The sequence below is a fragment of the Kitasatospora sp. NPDC101447 genome (genome assembly GCF_044767225.1).
Taxonomy (GTDB): domain Bacteria; phylum Actinomycetota; class Actinomycetes; order Streptomycetales; family Streptomycetaceae; genus Kitasatospora.
The window spans coordinates 121252-144474 of record NZ_JBIWNL010000022.1; the positions used below are offsets into that span (position 1 = coordinate 121252).

Below are 23223 nucleotides of genomic sequence, written 5' to 3' on the forward strand. Positions count from 1 at the left end.
AGCTGCCCGCGGGCGCACGGGTGCCCCCGGTGCCCGAGCTGCGCCGCCTGGCGGGCCGGCGCGATCCGGCGCACTGCCCCCGGCGGCGCGGGGGGGGCCGGGCGGGGGGCGGGCCCGCCGGGCCGGGCGGCCGGCTCAGCCCGCGGCGACCGCGGCGGCGGGGCGGCCGTCGTGCTCGGCCAGTTCGGCGACCAGGGCGGCCCGCAGCTCCTCGTAGGTCGGCGCCAGCGCGCGCAGGCCCGCGATCACGGCGGCGTCGTCCTGGACGACCAGCGGGTACTGGAGCCCGCCGAGGATCCGGGCCTGCCGGCCCAGCACCTCGGCCGCGGTGCGGAAGCCGATCCCCGCCAGGGCGGTGGAGGCGTCCGACAGCCGGCGGGCACCGGCCCGGACCGAGAACTTCTCCATCACCTGGCGGATGTCCGGGTCCAGGCCCTCGGCCACCTGCTCGGCCAGCCGCTCCAGGCCGGCCGCGGTGCCGAGCGAACCCGGCGGCATGTCGGCGGCGCCGGTGCTGCGGCCCCGCAGCAGCTCCACGGCGTGCGGCAGCGAGGCCCGCAGGGCCTCGGCCACGGTGGTCTCCCGGACCCGGGTGAAGCCGGTGCGCAGCACGAACGGCCGCTCCACGTAGTCGATCTTCTCCGCCTGCCAGGCGGCCAGGAAGGCCGACACCGGCAGGGTCGCCCAGGGGTGGCCGTGCGGGTCGTGGAAGACCACGGTGTCCCCGTCGACCGCCACCACCAGCACGTAGTGGTCGGCGCCGATCGCCTCGCCGGAGCCGGGCTGCTGGAGCAGCAGGCCCATGTCCAGCGGACCGGCCAGCGCCGGGCCCTCGGCGACGGCCGCGCGCAGCCGCGCCTCGGCCTCCTCGGGGTCGTCGCCGTCACTGCGCCGGCACTCCCAGCCGAGCAGGCCGATCGCCGCGTCCAGGCCCTGCTCCGGGTCCCAGCCGAAGGGATCGAAGAACGGCAGCACCCCGTCGATCAGCTGGAAGCCGAACGGTGACCCGGTCAGCACCTCCAGCACCGGCGTGCCGGGCGCGCCCGGACCCAGCGCCATGGCGAGCGAGTTGGAGAAGCAGTACGGGCCGGAGCCGATGTAGGGGAACAACACGACCTCATCACATGGAACTTGACAGCACGTTCCCGCTCACCTTAGGCACCCGCGGCTGACCTCCACCACTCGGCACGAAGCACACCACCCCAGCGGAAGGGACTCGATCATGCACGCTTTCATCATGGCCGGCGGCAAGGGCGTCCGGCTGCGGCCCTACACCACCGCGCTGCCGAAGCCCCTGGTCCCGATCGGCGACCAGCACGCGATCCTGGAGATCGTGATGCGCCAGCTCTCGGCGGCCGGCTTCACCCGGGTCACCCTCGCGATCGGACACCTCGGCCACATCATCCGCGCCTACGTCGGCGACGGCACCCAGTGGGGCCTGGAGGTCGAGTACGCGGTGGAGGACAGCCCGCTGGGCACCCTCGGTCCGCTGGTCATGATGCGGGACCGGCTCCCCGAGCACTTCCTGGTGATGAACGGCGACATCCTCACCTCGCTGGACTACGCGGCGGTCCTGGAGCGGCACCGGACGTCCGGCGCCCCGCTGACCGTCGCCACCCACAACCGCCAGGTGAACATCGACTTCGGCGTGCTCACCACGGACGACGGCCGGATCACCGGCTTCCGGGAGAAGCCGAGCCTGGCCTACCAGGTGTCCATGGGCGTGTACGGCCTGAGCCGCGCGACGCTGGAGGGCTACACGCCCGGTCTGCCGCTCGGCTTCGACGAGCTCGTCCTGGACCTGCTGGAGCGCGACACCCGCCCGGCCACCTACGAGTTCGACGGCTACTGGATGGACATCGGCCGCCCCGAGGACTACGACCGGGCGAACACCGAGTTCACCACCCACCGCGACCTGCTGCTCGGCAGCCGCTGACTCCGCCCGTCCCCGGACCGCAATCCTCCCCGAACCGCACGCCGCGCCGCCCGACGGATCCACGGGCGGCGCGGCGTTCCCGTTCGCGCCGGCCGGGCGCGCGGAATTCGCCGAAAGCGCCCGCGAGGTGGTGCATTTGCTTTGGCGTGCAACTGTTTGACCGGCTCGAACAGCGGCTCCTAGGGTGAAGTCCATGGAGAGAACGGGGGCTCTCGGCGGTTGCCGTGCCTCGAAGGCGGCCGCGTTGCGTTTGCCATGACCGGCCGGGCCTCATGCCCTCCTGAACGGACGTTGCGAGTCAAGCATCAGGGGGAAATGTGACGAGTACGCCTGTCAATGATCCGTCCGCCGTCATCACCGTGCCCGCCGGGCCGATTCCGCCGTCCGAGCAGGCGGCGAGAAAACCGTCCAGCGGGGAAATCGAGAGCATGCTGCTGGAGGCCCGCCGGCTCGTCGAGTTCGCGGTCGACCGGCACCGCAGCGAGGGACGGCTGCTGACCGCGCTGGGGCCGGAGGAGGGCACGGAGACCGCCGAGCACCTGGTCGCTTCGGCCACCCGCTCGCTCGCCGTGGTGCTCTCGGGGCACCACGACGAGGAGATCACCCGGCTCGTCTCCTGCCTGGGCCGGGCCGCGGCGCGCGGGGTGGACGTCCGGCTGCTCGCCGGGGTCGGCCTGCTGGAGAACCGGCTGCTCCTCGAACGGCTGGACAAGTACGCCGCGGGCGTCGAAGTCCGCCTGGTGGGCGCGGCGTTGCAGGACATGGTGCTCGCCGACGGCCTGGTGAGCGTCGTCTGGTCGCGCGCCGCCGGGCCGTCCCGGGAGGCGGTCCTGATGCGGGCCCCGGCCGTCCTGCGCAACCTGCGCACCCTGTTCATGACGTCCTGGAACGGCAGCGCCCCGCTCGCCGACCACCGGCGGCTGAGCGACCGCACCCGCAGCGCCATGGCCCGGCGGATCCTGCTCGCACTCAGCTCCGGACGCACCGACGAGGTCGCCGCCCGGGAACTCGGCATGTCCGTGCGCACCTACCGGAGGAACGTCGCCGAGATCACCCGCGAACTCGGCGCGAACTCGCGATTCCAGGCCGGCGCCCGCGCGATGGAACTCGGCCTGCTGCCGCCGGCGACCGCCGAACACCACCCCACCCGGGCCGCCGGATGAATGGCAGCTTGCTGTAGCGCTCCTTGCCGCGGAAAGGCCGAGGAATGTACGAATTCTGGTGCCCCCCGATCCGTACCCGCCCGCTCTCTGCGAGGAATGACATCCGGTGAACAGCGTGATGATCGAAGCGATAGACGTGAGCCGGTCCTTCGGCAGCACGCAGGCGCTCGGCGGAGTCAGTTTCGGGATAGCGAAAGGGCAGGTGCTCTGCCTGCTCGGGCACAACGGAGCCGGCAAGAGCACGCTCGTCAGCATTCTGTCCACGGCCCTGCCCCCCAGTTCGGGCACGGCCAGGGTCGCCGGGTACGACGTGGTGCGGGAGGCCCGTGAGGTCCGCCGCCGGATCGGGCTGACCGGTCAGTTCGCCGCCGTGGACGAGAGCCTGTCCGGCCGGGAGAACCTGGTGCTCGTCGCCCGGCTGCTCGGCGCGAGCCGGGCCGAGGCCCGGGCCCGGGCGGACGAACTGCTGGACACCTTCAGCCTCACCGGCGCGGCGGACCGGACGGCGGGGACGTACTCGGGCGGGATGCGCCGCCGCCTCGACCTCGCCAGCAGCTTCGTCGGCCACCCGCAGGTGCTCTTCCTCGACGAGCCCACCACCGGGCTCGACCCGGTCAGCCGCGGCGGCCTGTGGGACCTGGTGCGCGCCTGCGTCGCCGAGGGCACCACCGTGCTGCTGACCACCCAGTACCTCGAAGAGGCCGAGCAGCTGGCCGACCGGGTCATCGTGCTCGGCCAGGGCCGGACCATCGCCGACGGCACCGTCGCCGAACTCAAGGGCCGGCTGGGCGGCAGCACCGTCCGGGCGCAGCTCGCCGAACCGGCCCGGGCGGCCGCCGCGCTCGACGCGCTGCGCCGGGCCGGTCTGGAGGCCCGCGCGGGCGAGGCGGACGGCGCGGTCGTCGTGCCCGTCGGCGAGTCCACCGCACTGGCCGTGGTCGTCCGCGCCCTGGACGAGGCCGACCTGGGCATCACCGGGATCTCGCTGACCGAGCCGACCCTCGACGACGTCTACCTGGCCCTGGCCGAAGGCGCCGCGCCGCTGCCCGACCGGGCCGACCCCCGGACCGGCGTCCCGGTCCCCTCCTGATGGCCGGCTCCCGGCCGCGGGCCGCGCCGACCGGGAGGCCGCACCCGTGAACCTGTGGATCCTCTACCGGCTCGCACACCCAACCCCTGTCCTCGTCGGCCCGCCCCGGGATGCCGGACCGGGCACGCCGGTCCCCACCGAATCCCCTGGGAGCTCCCATGACGGTGACCACCGCGCCGTACCACTCGATCACCGAAGCACAGATGATCCCGCGCCTCGTCCGGCTCGGTCCCAACCTGTACGGCGCCGTCTTCACCCTGATGAAGCTGCTGCCGGCCCACTACATCCTCCAGCGGGCCGAACAGCGCGGTGAACTCGGCGACGGCCCCGTCGTCGAGACCACCTCGGGCACCTTCGGCCTCGCCCTGGCGATGCAGTGCGCCCTGATGGAGCGTGAGCTGATCCTGGTCAGCGACCCGGCGATCGACCCCAACCTGTACCGCAGGCTGACCGACCTCGGCGCCCGGGTCGAGATCTGCCGGGACCCGGCACCCGTCGGCGGCTACCAGGAGGCCCGGCTGCGCCGCCTGGCCGGGATCCGCGCCGAACTGCCCGAGTCCTTCTGCCCCGAGCAGTACAGCAACCCCGACAACCCCCGCTCGTACGGGGTGGTCGCCGAGATGCTGCACCGCACCCTCGGGGACGTCGACTGCGTCGTCGGACCGGTCGGCTCCGGCGGTTCGATGTGCGGCACCGTCCGCGGCCTGCGCGAGCACACCCCGCAGACCCTGGCGATCGGCGTCGACAGCCACCGCAGCGTGCTCTTCGGCCAGCCCGACGGGCCGCGCGGCCTGCGCGGGCTCGGCAACAGCCTGTGGCCGGCCAACCTCGACCACGGCGTCTTCGACGAGATCCACTGGTGCGACGCGGCCGAGGCGTACGCCCAGACCCGGGCCCTGCACGCCCGGCACGCGCTCTTCCAGGGCCCGACGAGCGGCGCCGCCCACCTCGTCGCCCGGTGGTGGGCCGACCGCCACCCGGACCGGCTGTGTGTGGTGATGCTGCCCGACGAGGGGTACCGCTACCAGGCGACCGTGTACGACGACAGCTGGCTCGCCGACAACGGCCTGCTCCTGGACGCCCCGCCGGTCGAGCCGGTCACCGTCGCCTCCCCCGCCGAGGCCGGGCCGGGCTGGAGCCGCTTCGACTGGGCCCGCCGCGCCTACGACGAGGTGCCCGGGACCGTCGCCCGCACCGACCGCCCGCTGCCCGAGCGGGCCCTGTCGTGACCGTCACCGGACGCCTCACCCGGACCCTCGGCGCGCGGACCCGGCGCGTGGTGTACGGCGAGTCGGGGCCGGCGGACATCCGCCGGGAACTGGGCGCCACCAGCACCGTGGACCTGGCGCACGTCGTGATGCTCACCGAGAGCGGACTGCTGCCGCGCGACGCGGCGGCCGCGCTGCTGCGCCGGATCACCGCGCTGCGCGCCGACGGCTTCCGCGAGCTGTACGACCTGCCGGCCCCGCGCGGCCTCTACCTGATGTACGAGGGCCACCTGGTGGCCGAACTCGGCTCGGAGGTGGGCGGGAAGCTGCACACCGGCCGCTCCCGCAACGACATCAAGGCCACCATCACCGCGTTGCGGCTGCGCGCCGAACTGACCGCGCTGCTCGGCGAGTTGCTGCGGCTCCAGGCGGTCCTGCTGGCCCGGGCCCGCGCCCACCGCGGCGTGGTCATGCCGGTCTACACCCACTTCCAGCCCGCGATGCCGGTCAGCTACGGCTACTACCTGGCGGGGATCGCGACCGCGCTCGACCGGGACGTCGAATCCCTGCAGCAGGTCCTCGACCAGCTGGACCGGTGCCCGCTGGGCGCCGGGGCGGTGGCCGGCACCGACCTGCCCATCGACCCGGCCCGCACCGCCGAGCTGCTGGGCTTCGCGGACGGCCCGCTGCACGCCACCGACGCCGTGGCCGCCCGCGACACCATGCTGCGCGCGGTCGCGGCGGCCGCCTCGGCCGCGCTGACGCTCAGCCGGCTGGCCACCGACCTCCAGCTGTGGAGCACCCAGGAGTTCGGCTTCGTCGAGTTCCCGGAGCGGCTGGTCGGCGGCAGCTCCGCGATGCCGCAGAAGCGCAACGCCTTCCTGCTGGAACACGTCAAGGCCAAGGCCGGGCTGGCGGTCGGCGCCTGGACGGCGGCGGCCTCCGCGATGAAGTCGACGCCCTTCACCAACTCCATCGAGGTCGGCACCGAGGCGGTCGCCGCGGGGTGGCCCGCGCTCGCCGCCGTCCTGGACTCGGTGCTGCTCGGCCAGGCCCTGGTGAGCGGCGCCCGGCCCGTCCCGCCGCGGATGGCGGAGCGGGCCCGGGAGGGCTTCGTCACCGCGACCGTGATCGCCAACCGGCTGGTGGCCCGGGGCGTGCCCTTCCGCACCGCGCACCACGTCGTCGGCGAGGCGGTGCGGGAGGCCGTCGAGGCCGGGGCCACCGAACTGGCGGCGATCCGCCTGCCCGACGGTACGGGCGCCGACTCGGCCGAACTCCCCACGCTGCGCGAGGTGGTGGACGACCACGACCGCGGCGGCGGCCCGGGCGAGTGCGACCGGACGGTGCGGGTGCTGCGGGAGCGGCTGGCCGGGCACTGCGACCGGCTCGCCGCCCAGCGGGCCCGGACCGCGCAGGGCGAGCTGCGGCTGGCGGAGGCGGTGGCGGCACTGACCGGCCCGCCGGTCCCCGCGACCCGCGCCGCAGCAGCGGGCACGGACACGGACGCGGGCGCAGACGCAAACGCTGACGGAGACGGAACGGAGAGTGCGCCGTGAGCGCGACGGCAGGACAGCACGACGGCGCGGACGAACGGCGGCCCGACGGGCCGTGGTTCGCGCTCCTGGAGAGCAACACCACAGGGACCGGACGCGAGTTCTGCGCGGCGGCCCGAGCCAGGGGACTGCGCCCGGTCCTGCTGACGCGGGACCCGGACCGGTACCCCTACGCGGCCGAGGACCGGATCCCCACCCGGGTGCTGGACACCGCGGACCCGGACGCCGTCCTCGCCTGCTGCGCCGAACTCGCCGAGGACGCCGCCGGGTTGGCGGGCATCGCGTCCAGTTCCGAGTACTTCGTCGCGCCCGCCGCGCGCACCGCCCGCAAGCTCGGGCTGCCCGCGGCCGACGGCGACGCCATCGCCCGCTGCCGCGACAAGGAGCACCAGCGGACCGCGCTCGCGGCCGCCGGCGTGGCGGTGCCCGCCTTCGCCGCCGTGACCGAGGTGTCCGAGGCGGTACGGGCGGCCGACGCGATCGGCCACCCCGTCGTCCTCAAGCCGGTCAGCGGCTCCGGTTCGGTCGGCGTCCGGCTCTGCCGGGACGGCGCCGAGGTCCGGGCCTGGGCCGCGGAACTGCTGGCCCGGGCCACCGACGAGCGCGGCGCGCCGGTCGCGGCCCGGATCCTGGTCGAGGCGGCCGTGCACGGGCCGGAGTTCTCCGTCGAGACCTTCGACGACACCGTGGTGACCGTCGTCGCCAAGCACACCGGCGCCGAGCCGTACTTCGTGGAGACCGGGCACGACGTGCCCGCGCCGGTGCCCGACGCGACCGCCGCCGCCCTCGGCGACACCGCGCTGCGGGCCCTCGCCGCGCTCGGCCTCGGCTGGGGCGCGGCCCACACCGAACTGCGGCTGACCGAAGCCGGACCGGTGGTGATCGAGGTCAACCCGCGGCTGGCCGGCGGGATGATCCCGGTCGCCGTGCGGGCCGCACTCGGCACCGACCTGGTGGACGCGGTGATCGCCCGGGTGGCCGGTCTGCCCGCCGGCCCCTCCGCCGGCGGCGCCGGACACGCGGCGATCCGCTTCCTGCCCGCCGACCGCGAGGGCGTGGTCGCCCGGGTCGGCGGACTCCCGGACGCGGCGGCGGCGCCCGGCGTGGTGGCGGTGACGTCCGGCACCGCCGAGGGCAGGACGGTACGGATCACGCACTCGTTCCAGGACCGGCTGGCCTGCGTGGTCGCCACCGGAACGGACGCGGACGAGGCAGCACAGCGCGCGGTGACCGCCGCGCGGCTGATCAGGATCGAGCTGGCGGAGCCGGCGACGCTTGGACGAGGAGTCGGGGGCCGATGACGGAGCACGCGGACAACCAGGCGTTCACCAGGGTTCCCCGGTGGACCGCGCCGACCGCCCGGGAGGAGGGCGGCGCGGTCCACGACACCCGGATCGCCGAGGACCTCACCCGCACCCTGGAACGCCGGGCCGCCGAGCTGGGGGCCGATCTGCCCGCCCTGCTGACCGCCGCCCACGCCCGGGTGCTCGCGACCGTGGCGGCCGAGCGCGCGCTGCTCGTCGGCCACCTGCCGCCGGGCGGCGCGGGAACGGTCCGGCCGCTGCGCCTGGCCGTCGAGAACTCCACCTGGGCGGAGCTGGTGGCGCGGACGGCCGCCGCCCCGGCCGGGCCCGCGACCGACGCGGCGGCCGAGCCCGGGGGCCGCCCGGAGGTGGTCCTGGACCTGTCCGGCCTCGCCGCCGACGGCACCGCGCCCGCCCCGGCCGCCGCCGACGGCACCGCGCCCGGGCAGGCCGACACCCCGGCCGCCGCGCTCGCCGACGGCGCCGTGCTGGGCGTGGCCTGGCACCGCGACGGGACCGGCCTCACGCTGCGCCTGCGGTACGACCGCGCCGCGCTCGACGCGGGCCACGCCCAGCGCCTGGCCGGCTACCACCTGGTGGCACTGGCCAACCTGGCGGCCGGCCCCGGCGAGCGGCACGACCGGCAGAGCCTGCTCTCGGACCGCGAGGTCGAGAAGCAGCTCTACGGCCTGGCCGGGCCGCGCGCCGAGCTGCCCGATCGCACCTTCGTGGACCTCTTCGAGGAGCGGGTGCGGGCCGTGCCCGACGCCGTCGCGGCCGAGCACGCGGGGGAGCGCTGGACCTACCGGGAGCTGGACGAGCGGGCCAACCGGGTCGCGCACGCCCTGGTCGGGGCGGGCGCCGCCGCCGAGGACGTGGTCGCCGTCGTCATGGACCGCACCCTGGACTGGCTCGCCGCCGCCCTCGGCGTGTTCAAGGCCGGCGGCGTCTACCTGCCCGTCCGCCCCGACTTCCCGGTGGACCGGGTGGCGACCCAGTTCGAGCGCAGCGAGTGCCGGTTCGTGCTGACCGGGCCGGGCAGCGAGACCCTGGCCCGGGAGGCGTCCGCGGCCGTCGCACAGCCGCCCGTGGCCCTGTCGGTGCCGGAGATCCGCACCCGCCCCAACCTCTCCGAGGCCCCGACCGGGGTCACGGTGACGCCCGGGCAGGCGGCGTACATCTACTTCACCTCCGGCTCGACGGGCGCCCCCAAGGGCGCGGTGTGCGAGCACGCGGGCATGCTGAACCACCTCTTCATGAAGATCGAGGACATGGGGCTGGCCGGCGGTGCCGACGAGGTCGTCACCCAGACCGCCTCGCAGTGCTTCGACATCTCCCTGTGGCAGTTCGCCGCCCCGCTGATGGTCGGCGGCACCGTGCGGATCGTGGACACCGACACCCAGCTCGACGTCGCGGGCTTCCTCGACGAGATCGCCGACGGGCGCGTCACGGTGATCCAGATCGTGCCGTCCTACCTGGAGGTGCTGCTGACCCACCTGGCCCAGCACCCGCGCCCGCTCGGCCGGCTGCGCACCGTCTCGGTCACCGGGGAGGCGCTCAAGTACGAGCTCGTCCAGCGCTGGTTCGCCGCCTACCCGGGGATCAGCCTGGTCAACGCCTACGGCGCCACCGAGGTCTCCGACGACACCATGCACGAGGTGCTGCGGGGGCTGCCCGACCGGGACTTCGTGACGGTCGGCCGCTCGCTGCGCAACGTCAACACGTACGTGCTCGACGAGAACCTGGCCCTGGTGCCGCTCGGCTCGCCCGGCGAGATCGCCTTCTCCGGCGTGTGCGTCGGGCGCGGCTACATCAACGACGAGGAGCGCACCCGGCAGGCGTTCGTCCCCGACCCGTTCCGCCCCAACACCCGGATGTACCGGACGGGTGACTTCGGCCGCTGGCTGCCCGAGGGGCGGATCGAGTACCTGGGCCGACGGGACGAGCAGGTCAAGATCCGCGGCTTCCGGATCGAGATCGGCGAGATCGAGAACAAGCTGCTGGCGATGCCCGGCGTGCGGGAGGCCGCCGTCGTCATCGACGGGGGCGCCGGCGACCTGCGCAACCTCGTCGCGTTCTTCGCGGGCGAGGAGGACCTGCCGGCCGAGCGCGTCCGCGACTTCCTGGCCACCCTGCTGCCCGACTACATGGTGCCCACCTACTTCCACCAGGTGGAGCGGCTGCCGCTGACCGAGAACGGCAAGATCGACAAGAAGGGCCTGGTCCGGATCGCCGGGACCCTGGGCCACGGCGGCGCCCCCTACGCGGCCCCCAGCACCCCCTCCGAGCAGCGCCTGGCCATGCTGTGGGCCGAGGTGCTCGGCGTACCGCTGGAGCGGATCGGACGGGCCGACAGCTTCTTCGACCTCGGTGGCACGTCGCTGGCCGCGGTGCGGCTGCTGGTCCACCTGGACCGCGCGCTGTCCCTGAAGGACCTCGTCGGGCGTCCCGTCCTCGCCGACCTGGCTGCCGCCCTGGACGCCCGGGGCCGCGGCGACACCGCCCCGGCGGCCACCGGCCTGCTGCAGCCGCTGTCGGCCGCCCGCGCCCCGCACCACACCCTGGTCTGCTTCCCGTACGCGGGCGGCAACGCCGTCAACTTCCGTTCGCTGGCCGCGGAGCTGGAGCGGGACGGCTTCGCCGTCGAGGCGGTGGAGCTCCCCGGGCACGACTTCCCCGGCGGCCCCGACGCGGCCGGCGAGGGCACGGACGGGGAGCTGCCGGACGTCCCGGAGCTCGCGCGGCGGGTCCGGGACGAGATCATCGAGCGGATCACCACGCCGGTCCTGATCTGGGGGCACTGCGCGGGCGCGGCGGCGGCGCTGGAGACGGCCCGCCTCCTGGAGGAGGCCGGCCGGCCGGTCGAGCGGGTCTTCGTCGGCGCCCTCCTGCTGGCCGAGACGGAGGAGCTGCGCGCCGAGATGGCCGAGGTGTCCGCCGCCGACAACCAGGCCCTGCTGGCCCAACTGCGCGCCGACAACGCCTACGTGGAGCTGGACGCGCTCAAGCCGGAGCGGGCCGACGTGGTGGGCCGGGCCTACCGGCACGACGTCCTGACCGCCAACCGCCAGCTGATCCGGCTGCGGGAGGACGGCGCGCGCTACCGGCTGGACGCGCCGGTGGACGTCGTGGTCGCCCGGGACGACGCCTCCACGGCCGGCTTCGAGGCCGCCCACGGCGACTGGAAGGCGGTCTCCGACCGGGTCGAGCTGCGCGAACTCGCCAGGGGCGGCCACTACTTCATCAGCACCCGACCGGGGGAGACCGCCGACGTGGTGCGGCGGGCCGGCCGGCGGACCGGGCAGTGGGACGAGGAGGAGGCCAGGTGACGGCCGAGATCATCACCCTGGCGCCCGGCCGGGCGGCCACCGCCCGGCCGGGCGCCGGGATCGGCACCGGGGCGGGCAGCGGGACCGGAACCGGGGTGAGCACCGGGGTGAGCACCGCCTTCGGCACCTTCGGCGAGCTGCTCCAGGGCGTCCTGCCCGAGGAGGACGGGGACTTCCTGGTCACCCTGCCGGTCGCCCGCTGGGCGATGGCCAGGTTCGAGCCGGACCCGGACTCCGACGTCCTCCGGGTCTGGCCGCCGCACAAGAAGAAGGCCCTGCGCCTCACCGCGATGATCATGGAGGACGCCGGGCGGCCGGCCGGCGGGCTGCTGAAGATCCACAGCACCCTGCCCGAGGGCAAGGGCCTGGCCAGCTCCTCGGCGGACCTGGTGGCCACCGCCCGCGCCGTGGCCAATGCCCTGGACGAGGCCATGCCGCCGCGCCGCATCGAGTCCTACCTCGCCCGGATCGAACCGACCGACGGCGTGCTCTACCCCTCGATCGTGGCCTTCCACCACCGCACCGTGCGGCTGCGCGCCCGGCTGGGGTCGCTGCCGTCGATGGCGGTGGTCAGCGGCGACGAGGGCGGCGCGGTGGACACCGTCTCCTTCAACGCCATCCCCAAGCCGTTCACCGCGGCCGACAAACGGGAGTACGTGCGGCTGCTGGACCGGATCACCGGGGCCGTCGCCCGCCGGGACCTCGCCGAGGTCGGGCGGGTCGCGACCGCCAGCGCCCGGATGAACCAGGTGCTGCGCCACAAGTGGTCGCTGGAGGGGATGATCGGCATCTGCCGCGAGGTGGGCGGCCTGGGCGTGGTGGTCGGCCACAGCGGCACCACCCTCGGCATCCTGCTCGACACGGCCTCGCCGGACTGCCCGGCGCAGCTCGCCGCGGCCGCCCAGGCCTGCCAGGACCTGGTCGGCAACGTCACCGTGTACCGCACGCTGAGCTTCGACTGACCGCCGGCCCGCACGACGGAGCGGGGCCGCGCCCGGAACACCCGGGTGCGGCCCCGCTCCTTTCGTGCGGCCGGTGGTGGCGGCTCAGGGACGGAACGGCTCGCCCAGCCCGACGACGATCTCCCGCTCGCCCCGGTACGGCTCGCGGCTGTGCGCCGTACGGACGTTGTCGACCACCAGCAGGTCGCCCCGCTGCCAGGGCTCGCGCACCGTGTGGCGCTCGTAGACCTCGTTGATCGAGTCCACCGTGGCGGCGTCCAGCGGTGTCCCGTCGCCGTGGAAGGTGTTGAACGGCAGCCCCTCGGGGCCGAACTCGGCGACCAGGAACTCCCGCACCTCGGGGGCCATCGTCCACTCGTTGAGGAAGGCGATCTGGTTGAACCAGCAGCGCTCGCCGGTGTCGGGGTGGGCGATGACCGCGGGCCGGGTCTGCACGGTGCGCAGGGCCCCGTCGGAGTCCCAGTGCGTCTCGATGCCGTCGGCCGCGCAGTAGCGGTCCACCTCGGCGCGGTCCGTGCTGCCGAACGCGTCCTGCCAGCGGATGCCGACGAACGGGTTGTAGTGCCGGGTCAGCCGCCAGCCGTGCCGTTCGAACCGCTCGACCAGGCCGGCCGGCAGGTCCTCCAGGACCAGCCGGGCGTCCGCGAGCGCCGTCACCCCGCCGCTCGTCGGCGGGGTGACGCAGGCGAAGGCCAGCAGGCGCGGCGCCCGGGCCGCGTAGCTCATCTCGTGGTGCATGCACATGGGCTGGTCGGCCGGCCAGTGCGAGGAGGAGTACACGCCGGGGGCCGGGTACGGGTCGCGCGGGGCGAACCCCTCGCGTTCGACCAGGCCCTCGCCGAGGACGCCGGCCACGACGGCGGCGGCCCGGTCCCGGCCCGCCAGGTCCAGTCCGCGGACCAGGACGGCGCCGTGCTCGGCCGCCAGCCCGCGGATCTCCGCGCGGTGGCGCGCCGTCCAGGCCTCGGCGTCGGTGCCCGGGTCGGGCGCCGCGTCCAGGCGGACCAGCGGCCGTGATCGCAGTTCGGTCATGGGTGCTCCGTTTCGTGGAGGTCCGGGGACGTCCGTACGGGAGGACGTCCGGTCCGAGGGGAGGGAGTCGTCGCGGGGTCAGGCCACCGGGCGGCGGAACGCCCGGACGGCGGCGGCCGACCCGACCACCGCGACGAGCACGCTGGTGCCCAGGGCGGCCCACACCCGGGTGCCCAGCGGCAGGTCGAGGGCGAGCGCCCGGCTCGCGTCCATCGCGTACGACAGCGGGTTGAGCCTCGCCAGCAGCTGGAGCCAGCCCGGCAGCCGGTCCGCCGGCACGAACGCGCTGGACGCGAACATCAGCGGGAACGTCACCAGGTAGCCCGCGCTCTGCATGGCCTCCGCGTTGCGCAGCCACGCGGCCAGGGCGAGGAAGATCCAGGTCATCGCCCACACCACCGCACAGGTCAGCAGCAGGGCGGCCAGCAGCCCGAGCGGACCGCCGGCCGGATCGGCGTCCAGCACCACGACGGCGACCACCAGCAGGATCACCAACTGCACGGCGGTGCGCAGCAGATCGGCGAGGCTGCGGGCGATCAGCAGCAGCGGCGCGTGGATCGGCAGCGTCCGCAGCCGGGCCACCGCGCCGTTGTCCATGTCCCGGACCAGTCCGATGCCCGAGGCCACCGCGGGGCCGATCCCGGTGGTCACCAGGAGCGCCGGCAGCAGGTAGTCCAGGTAGCCGACCCGCGCCGGCAGGTGGCCGCGGTCGACGATGCTGCCGAAGACCTGACTGAGCAGCAGCAGCATGAACACCGGCTGGAGCATGCTCAGGACCACCGCCCGGCGGTGCGCCAGGTGCGCCCGGATCGAGCGGCCGGTGAGGATCAGCAGCTGCGCGGGCACGCTGCTGCCCTGCCAGAGCGTCGCGGCGGGGCGCTCCGGCAGCGGGGTGGTGGCGGTCATCGGGTGCCTCCTGGGTCGTAGGTGCGCTGGACCCGGGTCAGCGCGGTCAGCAGGTCGGCGGAGGTCAGCTTCCGGGCACCGGCCACGGCCGTACGGGCCAGCGGCAGCCGCCCGGTGTCCGACCAGCGCAGCCGCCCGTCGGTGTCGATGAAGCTCCTGGTCCGCCCCGCGTTGTCGGGGTGCAGGCAGAACGGGATGTCGAGCAGGCCGCGCCGGAAGGCCAGCAGCAGCGCCTCGCCGACGTCGTCGTGCAGCGCCAGCACGGTGTGGACCAGCGCGCGGGCCTCCGCGTACACCTCGGAGTCCACGCCGGGCCCGGCCCCGGCCGCCGGCCGGACGGCGGTGCGCGCCGCCCGAGCGGCGGTCTCCAGCGCCTCCACGTTGTCGGCGATGGTGGGGATGCGGTGCGCCTCGGCGGCGGTCTTGACGATGAGCCGGGCCGCACCCGACTCGACCGCCAGCCGCGCCGCGGCCTCCAGCAGCCGCAGCGCGCCGGTCCGGGAGGCCGGGTACACCCCCATGTAGGCGTAGACGACCAGGTGCCGGTCGACGCCCGGCAGCAGCTCGCCGGCCAGCGCGTCCAGGGCGGCCACCGCCTCCCGGTCCTGCTCCGGACTGGTCTGCTGGGCGTAGCTCAGGGAGACGCTGCGCAGGCCGTGCCGGGCGAAGAACACGCCCTCCAGGACGCTCAGCGCCACCAGCACCGACGGCGGGCACAACTGCCCGAGCATGCAGCCGCCGAAGCTCTCCAGGTGCGGCACCCGGCCGTCGGTCCCCGCCCGGGCGAGCATGCCGCAGACGGTCCGCCAGGCGGCCACCGCCTCGCTCAGCGGGGTGCGGCTGTACGGCAGGCAGTACGAGACCGGGCCGCCCTCGGTGGCGTCGAGCCCCAGGGCGAGCAGGGCGGCCACGATGTGCTCCGGCCGCGCCGAGCCGTGCCGCACCTGCACGGGGAACCCGGTGCCGTGGATGCCGTCCAGCACCGTGCGCGACACGGCGGGGGCGTGGGTGCAGATCGGGTAGCCGTTGAGCGGGACTCCCTCGGCGACGGCCAGCCGGGCCGCCGCCAGGTCGTTGACCCGGGTGTAGCTGTCCAGGGTCAGGGTGCCGACCGTGACGGCCTCGGCCGCCCTGGTCCGCTCCAGCCCCTCGCGCATCAGCCGCGGATCGCTGAACCCCATCCGCGGCTGCACCACGAGCTCGCCGCGCGCGTGCGCGCGGGCCACGAAGCCGCCGAACGACGGCGGGGTCACGACACGGCTCGGTACGGCGTCCGGGCGGCCAGGGCGCGGAACGCGGGCAGTTCCCCGTCGTCGAAGACCCGGTCGTAGCCGGCCGCCGTGAGCCGGCGGATCATGCCGACGTTGCGCAGGCCGTCGGTGACGAGTTTGCCGCCGATGACGACGGTGGTCGAGGCCAGTTCGGGCTGCGCCCGCAGCGCCCGGATCAGCCGCAGGCCGTCGTTGAAGCCGTGGCCGTTGACGCTGCTGACCACCACGAGCCCCGGCTGCAGCTCCAGGCAGGAGCGCACCACCAGGTCGTCCGGCGGGCACGGGCCCAGGTTCGCCACGGTGTGGCCGATTTCCTCCAGGACGAGCTGGAGGTAGACGAGATTCCAGGTGTGGGCGTCGGATGAGGTGCCGGTCAGCAGCACGGAAGGGGATTCGGTACCAGGTGAGGAATTCATGGGTCCAGGTGTCGAATTCATGGGAGTTCCGGTCTCGGGAGAACCGGCGTATTCCGGCGCCAGGACCGGTACGCCGATCACTCGGCGGAATGGGAGGAGTCCGATGCCAGCGGTCGGGAAAGGCGGCCTCGCGCTGACGGCCGCGCGCTGACGGTGCCTCGACTCTACTGCCCGTCAGAGCCCCCGGACCGGGTCCCGACTGGCCGGTACCGGAGGGCCGGAGCCCCCCGACGGGGCCCGCGGTGCAGGAAAGACCCCCGTCGCCGGGCACCTGCCCGTCCCGTCCTGCAGTTTGCTGTCAGCCGCCTTCCGCGGCCCGCCGGGGCGTCGCTAGAAAGAAGCTGCGGTGCCGGACCGGCGCGGCAGGAATTCCAGGAGCGAAGGCGAAGGGCAGGCATCCACATGGCGGAAATCGTCACCGCCCCCAGTGTCACCGCAGTGCTCGTCGGGCATGCGGAGAACATTCCGGAGAAGGACGCGCTGACATTCGTGAGCGATCCGCTCCGGGAGGACGGGGCGATCCGGCTGACGTACGCGGAACTGGACCGGCAGGCCCGCGAGATCGCCGTCCGGCTGCGCGCCGCCGGCATCGTCCCGGGCGAGCGGGCCGTGCTGCTCTACCCCGCCGGGCCGGCCTTCCTGACCGCCTTCCTCGGCTGCCTCTACGCCGGCGCCGTCGCCGTCCCCGCCTCGCTGCCCGGCCGCTACCGCCACGAGCGCCACCGCGTCGTGCGGATCGCCGCCGACGCCGGGGCCGTGGCGGTCCTGACCGACACCGCCACCAGCGGCGACGTCGAGGACTGGATCACCGAGGAGGGGATCGACGACCTCGCCCTGCTGGTCACCGACGACGGCGCCGGACCGGGCCCGGACGGCTGGACGATGCCGCCCGCCACGCACGACACCGTCGCCGTGCTGCAGTACACCTCCGGCTCCACCGGCGACCCCAAGGGCGTCGTCATCACCCACGGCAACCTGCTGCAGAACAGCTCCACCATCATCGACCGGTTCGGGCTCGACGAGCACACCCCGTTCGGCGGCTGGATCCCGCACTTCCACGACATGGGGCTGATGGGCATCATCCTGCCGCCGCTGCTGCGCGGCGCCGGGACCGTCCTGATGAGCCCGTCCACCTTCCTCAAGCGGCCCCACCTCTGGCTGCACATGATCGACCGCTTCGGGATCCACACCAGCGCCGCACCCGACTTCGCGTACGAGCTGTGCGTCCGGCGGATCACCGACACCCAGGCCGAGGGCCTGGACCTGTCCCGCTGGAAGTACGCCGTCGACGGCTCCGAGCCGGTCCGCCCCGCCGTCCTGGACGCCTTCCGGCAGCGCTTCGCCCCGTACGGGCTGCAGCCCACCACCCTGAGCCCCTGCTACGGCATGGCCGAAGCCACCCTCTTCGTCTCCGGCGCGCTCGACGGCCGCCCCGTCGTGCGCCACATCGACCCGGACCTGCTGGAGAACCACGAGTTCCGCCCGGTGGCCGACGGCGCGCCCGGCCGCGCCGTGGCCGGCTGCGGGCCCGTCACCGGCGCCGAGATCCGGATCGTCGACCCCGGCACCCACCGGGTCCTGCCCGAGGGCGGCGTCGGCGAGATCTGGCTCCGCGGCCCCGTCATCGGCCACGGCTACTGGAACCGCGAGGCCACCAACGCCGCCGAGTTCCGCGCGACCACCGACGACGGCGACACCGGCTACCTGCGCACCGGCGACCTCGGCACCCTGTACGACGGCGAGCTGTACGTCACCGGCCGGCTCAAGGACGTGCTCAACCTGCGCGGCCGCAACCTCTACCCGCAGGACATCGAGCAGGAACTCCGCGTCCAGCAGCCCGAACTGGGCAGCCTCGTCGGCGCCTGCTTCGCCGTTCCCGGCGACGGCCCGCAGCGCGAGGACGTCCTCGTCGTCACCCACGAGGTGCGCGGCATCAAGGAGGAGGAGCTGCTGCGCCGGCTCGCCGCCGAGATGCGGCTGACCGTCGCCCGCGAGTTCGGCGCGCCCGTCGGGGCCGTCCTGCTGCTGCGCCCCGGCGGGGTGCGCCGCACCACCAGCGGCAAGGTCCAGCGCTCCGCGATGCGCGAGCTGTTCCGGGCCGGCGCCCTCGAACCCACCTACGCGGACTACCAGGAGAACCTCCTCCGCCCGGTCACCGCCGCCGGGAAGGCCGGCGCATGACCGCCGCGGCGCCCCCCGCCCAGAGCCCCGCCGACACCGACCCGGTGGCGCGGCTCACCCGGCTGCTGCACGAACTCGCCGGCCCCGGACAGCCCTTCGACACGGCCGGGCTGGCCGCCCTGGACGAGGCCGACGCCTTCCCCGCCGACGCCTGCCGGGCCCTCGACGAGGCCGGCCTGCCCCGCTACTACGTGCCCGCCGAACACGGCGGCGCCCTCGACGACTTCGCCGTCGTGATGCGGCTGCTGCGCGCCGTCTCACGGATCGACCTCACCGTCGCCGCCGCCCACGGCAAGACCTACCTCGGCGCCGTGCCCACCTGGATCGCCGACGACGCCGGACCTGCCCGGCGGCTCGGCCGGCGGATCACCGCCGCCGAGGTGGTCTCCTGCGCGCTGACCGAACGCCACCACGGCAGCGACCTGCTCGCCGGCGAGGTCGTCGCGCGCCCCGCGCCCGACGGCGGCTGGCTGCTGGACGGCGAGAAGTGGCTGATCAACAACGTCACCCGGGCCGGCCTGGTGACCGTGCTCGCCCGCACCGACGACGCGGGCGGCCCGCGCGGCTTCAGCCTCTTCCTGGTCGACAAGGCCCGGCTGGCACCCGGCGCGCACACCGCCCTGCCCAAGGTGCCCACCTACGGCATCCGCGGCGCCGACATCAGCGGAATCGCCTTCCACCGGGCCCTGCTGCCCGCCGACGCGCTGATCGGCGCGCCCGGCCAGGGCGTCGAGATCATCGTCAAGGCCCTGCACATCACCCGGACCTGCTGCGCCGCCATGTCGCTCGGCGCGGGGGACCACGCCCTGCGCCTGGCCGCGGACTTCGCCGCCGCGCACCGGCCCGGCGGCGCCCCGCTCGCCCCCGGGGAGCAGGACGCGGCGCTCGCGCGGCAGCCGCACGTCCGGCGCGAACTGGGCGAGGCCGCCGCCGGTCTGCTCCTCGCCGAGGCCACCGGCCTGGTCGCGGTGCGCTCCCTGCACTCCCTCACCGGCGAGATGAGCGTGATCTCCGCCGTCGCCAAGGCCCACGTCCCGGCCCGGACCGACGCGGTGATCGCCCGGCTGCTGCACCTCCTCGGCCCGCACGGGCTGCTCGGCGCCGGAGACCCGCACGCCCTGTTCGCCAAGGCGGAGCGGGACCACCGCATCATCGGGATCTTCGACGGCAGCAGTCTCGTCAACCGCAACGCGCTGATCGAGCAGTTCGTGCGCATCGCCCGCGGCTACCGCAAGGGCCGCGTGGACGCGGACGGCCTCGCCGAGGCCACCGACCCGCACACCGCGCCGAGGCCCTTCCGGCCGGCCTCGCTCAGCCTGCTGTCCACCGGCGGCTGCTCCGTCGTGGCCGGACTGCCGGGGGCCGTCGCGGAACTGCGCGAGCGGGTCGCGGCGGAGCCGGCGGGGGCGACGACCGCCCCGTCCGACACGTCGTCGGCGTCCGGCACGTCCGACGGGCTGCGCTCGGTGCTCGCGCTCGCCGAGCGGCTCCTCGACGCCACCGACAGCCTCCACGAGGCGATGGCGGCGGTCCGGTTCGCCCCCCGGGCCGTCCCGGCCGAGGCCTTCGACCTCGCCGAGCGCTACGAACTGTGCTTCGCGGCGGCGAGCGCCCTGCACCTCTGGCTGCGCGGGACCGGGACCGGGAGCGGGAGCGGCGTCGGAGCGGTGCCGGACACCTGGCTGCGCGGCTGCCTCGTCACGGCGCTGACCGACCTCGGCGAACCCGTCGAGGACGCCGAGGCCGAGGTGCTGGACCACCTCGCCGACGACCTGCTCGCCTGCCCGCCCGGCACCTTCCTCTCCCTGCTGGAGCGGCCCGGCACCCGGAACGCCCCCGGCCACCCGGACGCCCCTCGCCACCCGGACGCCCCGGACCACCGGGCGCCCGTCGGACCCCGGAAGGCGGAGGCCTCGTGAACACCACCACCGCAGCCCTCGCGGACGCCCTGGAACAGCGCCTCGGCGATCCCTTCGACCCGGCGAACCCGTACGGCTTCCAGGCCGTCGTCGCTGCCGCGGAGGCCGGCCGGCGCCCGGACGGGGACGCCTGGGAGGTCCCGGACGGCGACCCCGAGCCGGTGCTGCACGCGCTGCGGGCCGTCCACCGCCGGTCGCCCGCCCTGGCCGCGCTGCCGCCCGCGACGGCCGCCGGGGCCGGGGCTGGGACCGGGGGCCTCGCCGAGGCCCTCGCCGTCGGTGCCGGCGTCGGCGCCCTCGACTCCGCCCTGCGGATCACCCTGCGGCACCTGCGGGCCCGCCGGCTCTACGGGGCCGCGGCGATCGACCTGCCGTCCCTGCGCTCGCTGCTCTCCGGCGCCTTCGCCGACCTCCTGCTCTGCGACGTGCTGGCCACGCTCGCCGTGCGCGAGGCGGCGGCCGGGCCCGCGCAGCACGGCACCCCCGCGCACGCCCTGGTGGTGCTCGGACCGCGCATCCTCCAGGGCGCGCTGGACCGCCTCTCGGTGGTGATGGGGTCGCGCTTCTACATCCGCGTGGGCGAGCACGCCGCGTTCCAGCTGCTGCTGTCCGAGACCCAGCGGGCCCTGTTCGAGGCGGGCCGGCGGACGCCGGAGGCCGACGCGGCCCCGGTCCCGCTCACCGAGCTGCTCGCCGACCCCGCGGTCGCCGCCCTCTGCGACCCGCGGCTGCTCGCCGCGGCCCCGGGGCGCGGGCTGACCGGCCGGGTCCGACGGGCCGCGCAGCCGGCCGGCCCGGTGCACGAGCAGCTGTACGCGGAGCTCGTGGACCGCTACGAGGGCGGCCGGTCCTTCGACCTGGCCCGGCGAGCCCTTCCCGACCGGCCCTGACCCGCCCTGACGGCACCCGACGCACCGTCCCCACCGTCCCCCGACCACTGCCACCGAGGAGAGTCCGATGACCGACACCGGTACCGACACCCACACCGTCGAGAGCCTGCGCACCTGGCTGGTCGACTGCGTGGCCGCCCACCTGGAGCGGCCCGCGGACACCGTCGACCCCGCCGCGAGGCTCTCCGACTACGGCCTCGACTCGCTCTACGTCCTCTCGGTCGCCGCCGAGCTGGAGGACCACCTCGACATCTCCCTCGACCCGACCGTCATGTGGGACAACCCCACCATCGACGCCCTCAGCGCGGCCCTCGTCGAGGAACTGGCCCGGGAGGCCTGACCCTCCGACGCCCACGCCGGCTCCCGTCCCGCCCCACGCGTCCCCGCCACGCCCGCAGTCCGCAACCCCGCAGATCCGAGAGGACCGCTCGTCCATGTCCGACGACGCCCGTACGCTCCGTCGACCCGTCACCGCCGCCCAGCTGGGCATCCGGGTCGCCCAGCAACTGCAGCCGGACAGCCCCCTCTACAACTGCGGCGGCTACTACGAGATCGACGGTCCGGTCGACGTCGACGTGCTCGCGCAGGCCGTGCGCCGGGGCGTCGAGGAGACGGAGGCCCTGCGGTCCCACTTCGTCGAGGACACCGGCCCGGACCACGAGCCGGACGGCGAACCGCGGCTCCACCAGCTGGTCACGCACGCCGAGGAGCGGCCGCTGCGCGTGGTCGACCTGCGGGACACCCCGGACCCGGAGGCCGAGGCGCACCGCTGGATGGCGGGGGAGATGGCCCGGCCGTTCGACCTCGCCCGCGGCCCGCTCAGCGTCCAGACCCTGCTCAGGCTCGCCGACGACCGCTCGTTCTACGTGCACCGCTACCACCACGCGGTGCTCGACGGCTTCGGCCAGTCGGTCTACACGGACCGCGTCGCGGCCCTCTACACCGCCCTGCTGGCCGGGCAGGAGCCCCCGGCGTCCCCCTTCGCGACGCTGGACCGGGTGGTCGCCGACGAGGCCTCCTACCCGGACTCGCGCCGGCGGCGGCAGGACCGCGCGTACTGGCTGGACCGCTTCACGGAGGTGCCGGACCCGATCACCCTCGCCGACCGTTCGGCCGGCAGCACCCACAGCAGCCTGCGCCGCGTCCGGACCCTGGACCCGGACCTGGTGGCCCGGCTCGCCGCCCTCGCCGAGCGGTCGGGCGTGCCGTGGCCCGCACTGGCGATCGCCGCCACCGCGGTCCTCTACCAGCGGATGACGGGCCGGACGGACTTCACCTTCGCGCTCCCCCTCGCGGGCCGCACCGGCCGCACCGGGCTGACCACGCCGAGCGCGATGGTCAACGTCCTGCCCATCCGGCTGACCCCCGAGCCGGACCGCACCTTCGCCGACCTGACCGCCGACGTCGCCCGCTCGCTGGCGGACGTGATCCGCCACCAGCGGTTCCGCGGTGAGGACCTCGTCCGGGAACTGGGCCTGTCCGGCGGCCGCCAGGCCCGGCTCGGCCCGACGGTCAACGTGATGGCCTTCGCCGGCGAGCCGGTCTTCGGTGACAGCCCCGCCACGGTCCACCCGCTGTCCACCGGGCCGGTGAACGACCTGAAGGTCAACTTCTACGGCAGCGCGACGTCGCGCGGCGGGATCCGCCTGGAGTTCGACGCGGACCCGGCCCTCTACCGGGAGGACGAACTGACCGCCCACCAGGACCGGCTGGTCCGGGTGCTGGAGCAGGTCGTCGCCGACCCGTCGGTCCTCGTGGACCGGGTGGATGTGTTCGTGGCGGGTGAGCGTGAGCGGGTGTTGGTGGGGTGGAACGGTGAGTCGCGGGTTGTTCGTGATGTGTCGTTGCCGGTGTTGTTCGGTGAGCAGGTGGAGCGGACGCCGGACGCGGTGGCGGTGGTTGCTGGTGGGCGGTCGTTGACGTATCGGGAGTTGGATGCGTGGTCGAACCGGGTGGCTCGGTGGCTGATCGGGCGGGGGGTTGGTGCGGAGTCGTTCGTGGGGGTGGTGCTGCCGCGGTCGGTGGAGTTGGTGGTGGCGCTGTTGGGTGTGGTGAAGGCG

18 protein-coding genes are annotated in these 23223 nt (G+C 74.9%); 13 read left to right on the plus strand and 5 right to left on the minus strand.

Annotated features, from left to right (window positions below; all coding sequences use genetic code 11):
• Positions 1-135: 135 nt before the first annotated feature.
• Positions 136-1110, minus strand: coding sequence for a hypothetical protein (locus ACIRST_RS27370; RefSeq protein WP_402805070.1), 975 nt, complete (start codon positions 1108-1110; stop codon positions 136-138).
• A gap of 112 nt (positions 1111-1222) precedes the next feature.
• Between ACIRST_RS27370 and ACIRST_RS27375 the strand changes: the two genes are divergently transcribed.
• The 8 genes from ACIRST_RS27375 (at position 1223) to ACIRST_RS27410 (ending at position 12548) form a co-directional block, all read left to right on the plus strand.
• The gene (locus ACIRST_RS27375; protein ID WP_350526549.1) at positions 1223-1936 is read left to right on the plus strand and encodes a sugar phosphate nucleotidyltransferase; all 714 of its coding nucleotides are present in this window, start codon (positions 1223-1225) and stop codon (positions 1934-1936) included.
• Between the two features lie 428 nt (positions 1937-2364).
• Positions 2365-3099, plus strand: coding sequence for a LuxR family transcriptional regulator (locus tag ACIRST_RS27380; RefSeq protein ID WP_350526550.1), 735 nt, complete (start codon positions 2365-2367; stop codon positions 3097-3099).
• A 106-nt stretch (positions 3100-3205) separates the two neighbouring features.
• Positions 3206-4189, plus strand: a complete 984-nt coding sequence (locus ACIRST_RS27385; protein WP_350526551.1) for an ATP-binding cassette domain-containing protein — start codon at positions 3206-3208, stop codon at positions 4187-4189.
• 158 nt (positions 4190-4347) lie between these two features.
• Positions 4348-5418 carry a cysteine synthase family protein gene (locus ACIRST_RS27390; protein ID WP_402805042.1) on the plus strand — a complete coding sequence of 357 codons (1071 nt, stop codon included), beginning with the start codon at positions 4348-4350 and terminating at the stop codon, positions 5416-5418.
• Positions 5415-6956, plus strand: coding sequence for an argininosuccinate lyase (gene argH / locus ACIRST_RS27395; RefSeq protein WP_402805044.1), 1542 nt, complete (start codon positions 5415-5417; stop codon positions 6954-6956). The genes ACIRST_RS27390 and argH overlap by 4 nt, the downstream gene beginning before the upstream one ends.
• Positions 6953-8254, plus strand: a complete 1302-nt coding sequence (locus tag ACIRST_RS27400; protein ID WP_402805046.1) for an ATP-grasp domain-containing protein — start codon at positions 6953-6955, stop codon at positions 8252-8254. Before argH ends, ACIRST_RS27400 begins: the two co-directional genes overlap by 4 nt.
• Positions 8251-11586: an amino acid adenylation domain-containing protein gene (locus tag ACIRST_RS27405; protein WP_402805048.1), complete on the plus strand. Its 3336-nt coding sequence runs from the start codon at positions 8251-8253 to the stop codon at positions 11584-11586. Before ACIRST_RS27400 ends, ACIRST_RS27405 begins: the two co-directional genes overlap by 4 nt.
• Positions 11583-12548, plus strand: a complete 966-nt coding sequence (locus tag ACIRST_RS27410; RefSeq protein ID WP_402805050.1) for a kinase — start codon at positions 11583-11585, stop codon at positions 12546-12548. The genes ACIRST_RS27405 and ACIRST_RS27410 overlap by 4 nt, the downstream gene beginning before the upstream one ends.
• An 84-nt stretch (positions 12549-12632) precedes the next feature.
• On the opposite strand, the gene ACIRST_RS27415 is transcribed toward ACIRST_RS27410, so the two are convergent.
• The 4 genes from ACIRST_RS27415 to ACIRST_RS27430 all read right to left on the minus strand — a co-directional run bounded on the left by ACIRST_RS27415 (position 12633) and on the right by ACIRST_RS27430 (position 16140).
• Positions 12633-13580: a TauD/TfdA family dioxygenase gene (locus ACIRST_RS27415; RefSeq protein ID WP_402805052.1), complete on the minus strand. Its 948-nt coding sequence runs from the start codon at positions 13578-13580 to the stop codon at positions 12633-12635.
• Positions 13581-13658: 78 nt separating this feature from the next.
• A complete protein-coding gene (locus tag ACIRST_RS27420; protein WP_350526558.1) occupies positions 13659-14486 on the minus strand; it encodes an ABC transporter permease in 828 nt (275 codons plus the stop codon).
• Complete coding sequence (locus ACIRST_RS27425; protein ID WP_402805054.1) at positions 14483-15739, minus strand: methylaspartate mutase; 1257 nt, start codon at positions 15737-15739, stop codon at positions 14483-14485. The genes ACIRST_RS27420 and ACIRST_RS27425 overlap by 4 nt, the downstream gene beginning before the upstream one ends.
• A complete protein-coding gene (locus ACIRST_RS27430) occupies positions 15736-16140 on the minus strand; it encodes a cobalamin-dependent protein (protein WP_350526560.1) in 405 nt (134 codons plus the stop codon). The genes ACIRST_RS27425 and ACIRST_RS27430 overlap by 4 nt, the downstream gene beginning before the upstream one ends.
• A 435-nt stretch (positions 16141-16575) precedes the next feature.
• On the opposite strand from ACIRST_RS27430, the gene ACIRST_RS27435 reads away from it, so the two are divergent.
• The 5 genes from ACIRST_RS27435 to ACIRST_RS27455 form a co-directional block, all read left to right on the plus strand.
• On the plus strand, positions 16576-18354 hold the full coding sequence (locus ACIRST_RS27435; RefSeq protein WP_402805056.1) for a fatty acyl-AMP ligase: 1779 nt from the start codon (positions 16576-16578) through the stop codon (positions 18352-18354).
• Positions 18351-20273, plus strand: coding sequence for an acyl-CoA dehydrogenase family protein (locus tag ACIRST_RS27440; protein WP_402805058.1), 1923 nt, complete (start codon positions 18351-18353; stop codon positions 20271-20273). Before ACIRST_RS27435 ends, ACIRST_RS27440 begins: the two co-directional genes overlap by 4 nt.
• Positions 20270-21163, plus strand: a complete 894-nt coding sequence (locus tag ACIRST_RS27445; RefSeq protein ID WP_402805060.1) for a hypothetical protein — start codon at positions 20270-20272, stop codon at positions 21161-21163. Before ACIRST_RS27440 ends, ACIRST_RS27445 begins: the two co-directional genes overlap by 4 nt.
• Before the next feature lie 67 nt (positions 21164-21230).
• Complete coding sequence (locus ACIRST_RS27450) at positions 21231-21503, plus strand: acyl carrier protein (protein ID WP_402805062.1); 273 nt, start codon at positions 21231-21233, stop codon at positions 21501-21503.
• Positions 21504-21597: 94 nt separating this feature from the next.
• Positions 21598-23223 (plus strand): condensation domain-containing protein (locus ACIRST_RS27455; RefSeq protein WP_402805064.1); only part of this gene is annotated, 1626 nt, incomplete at its 3' end.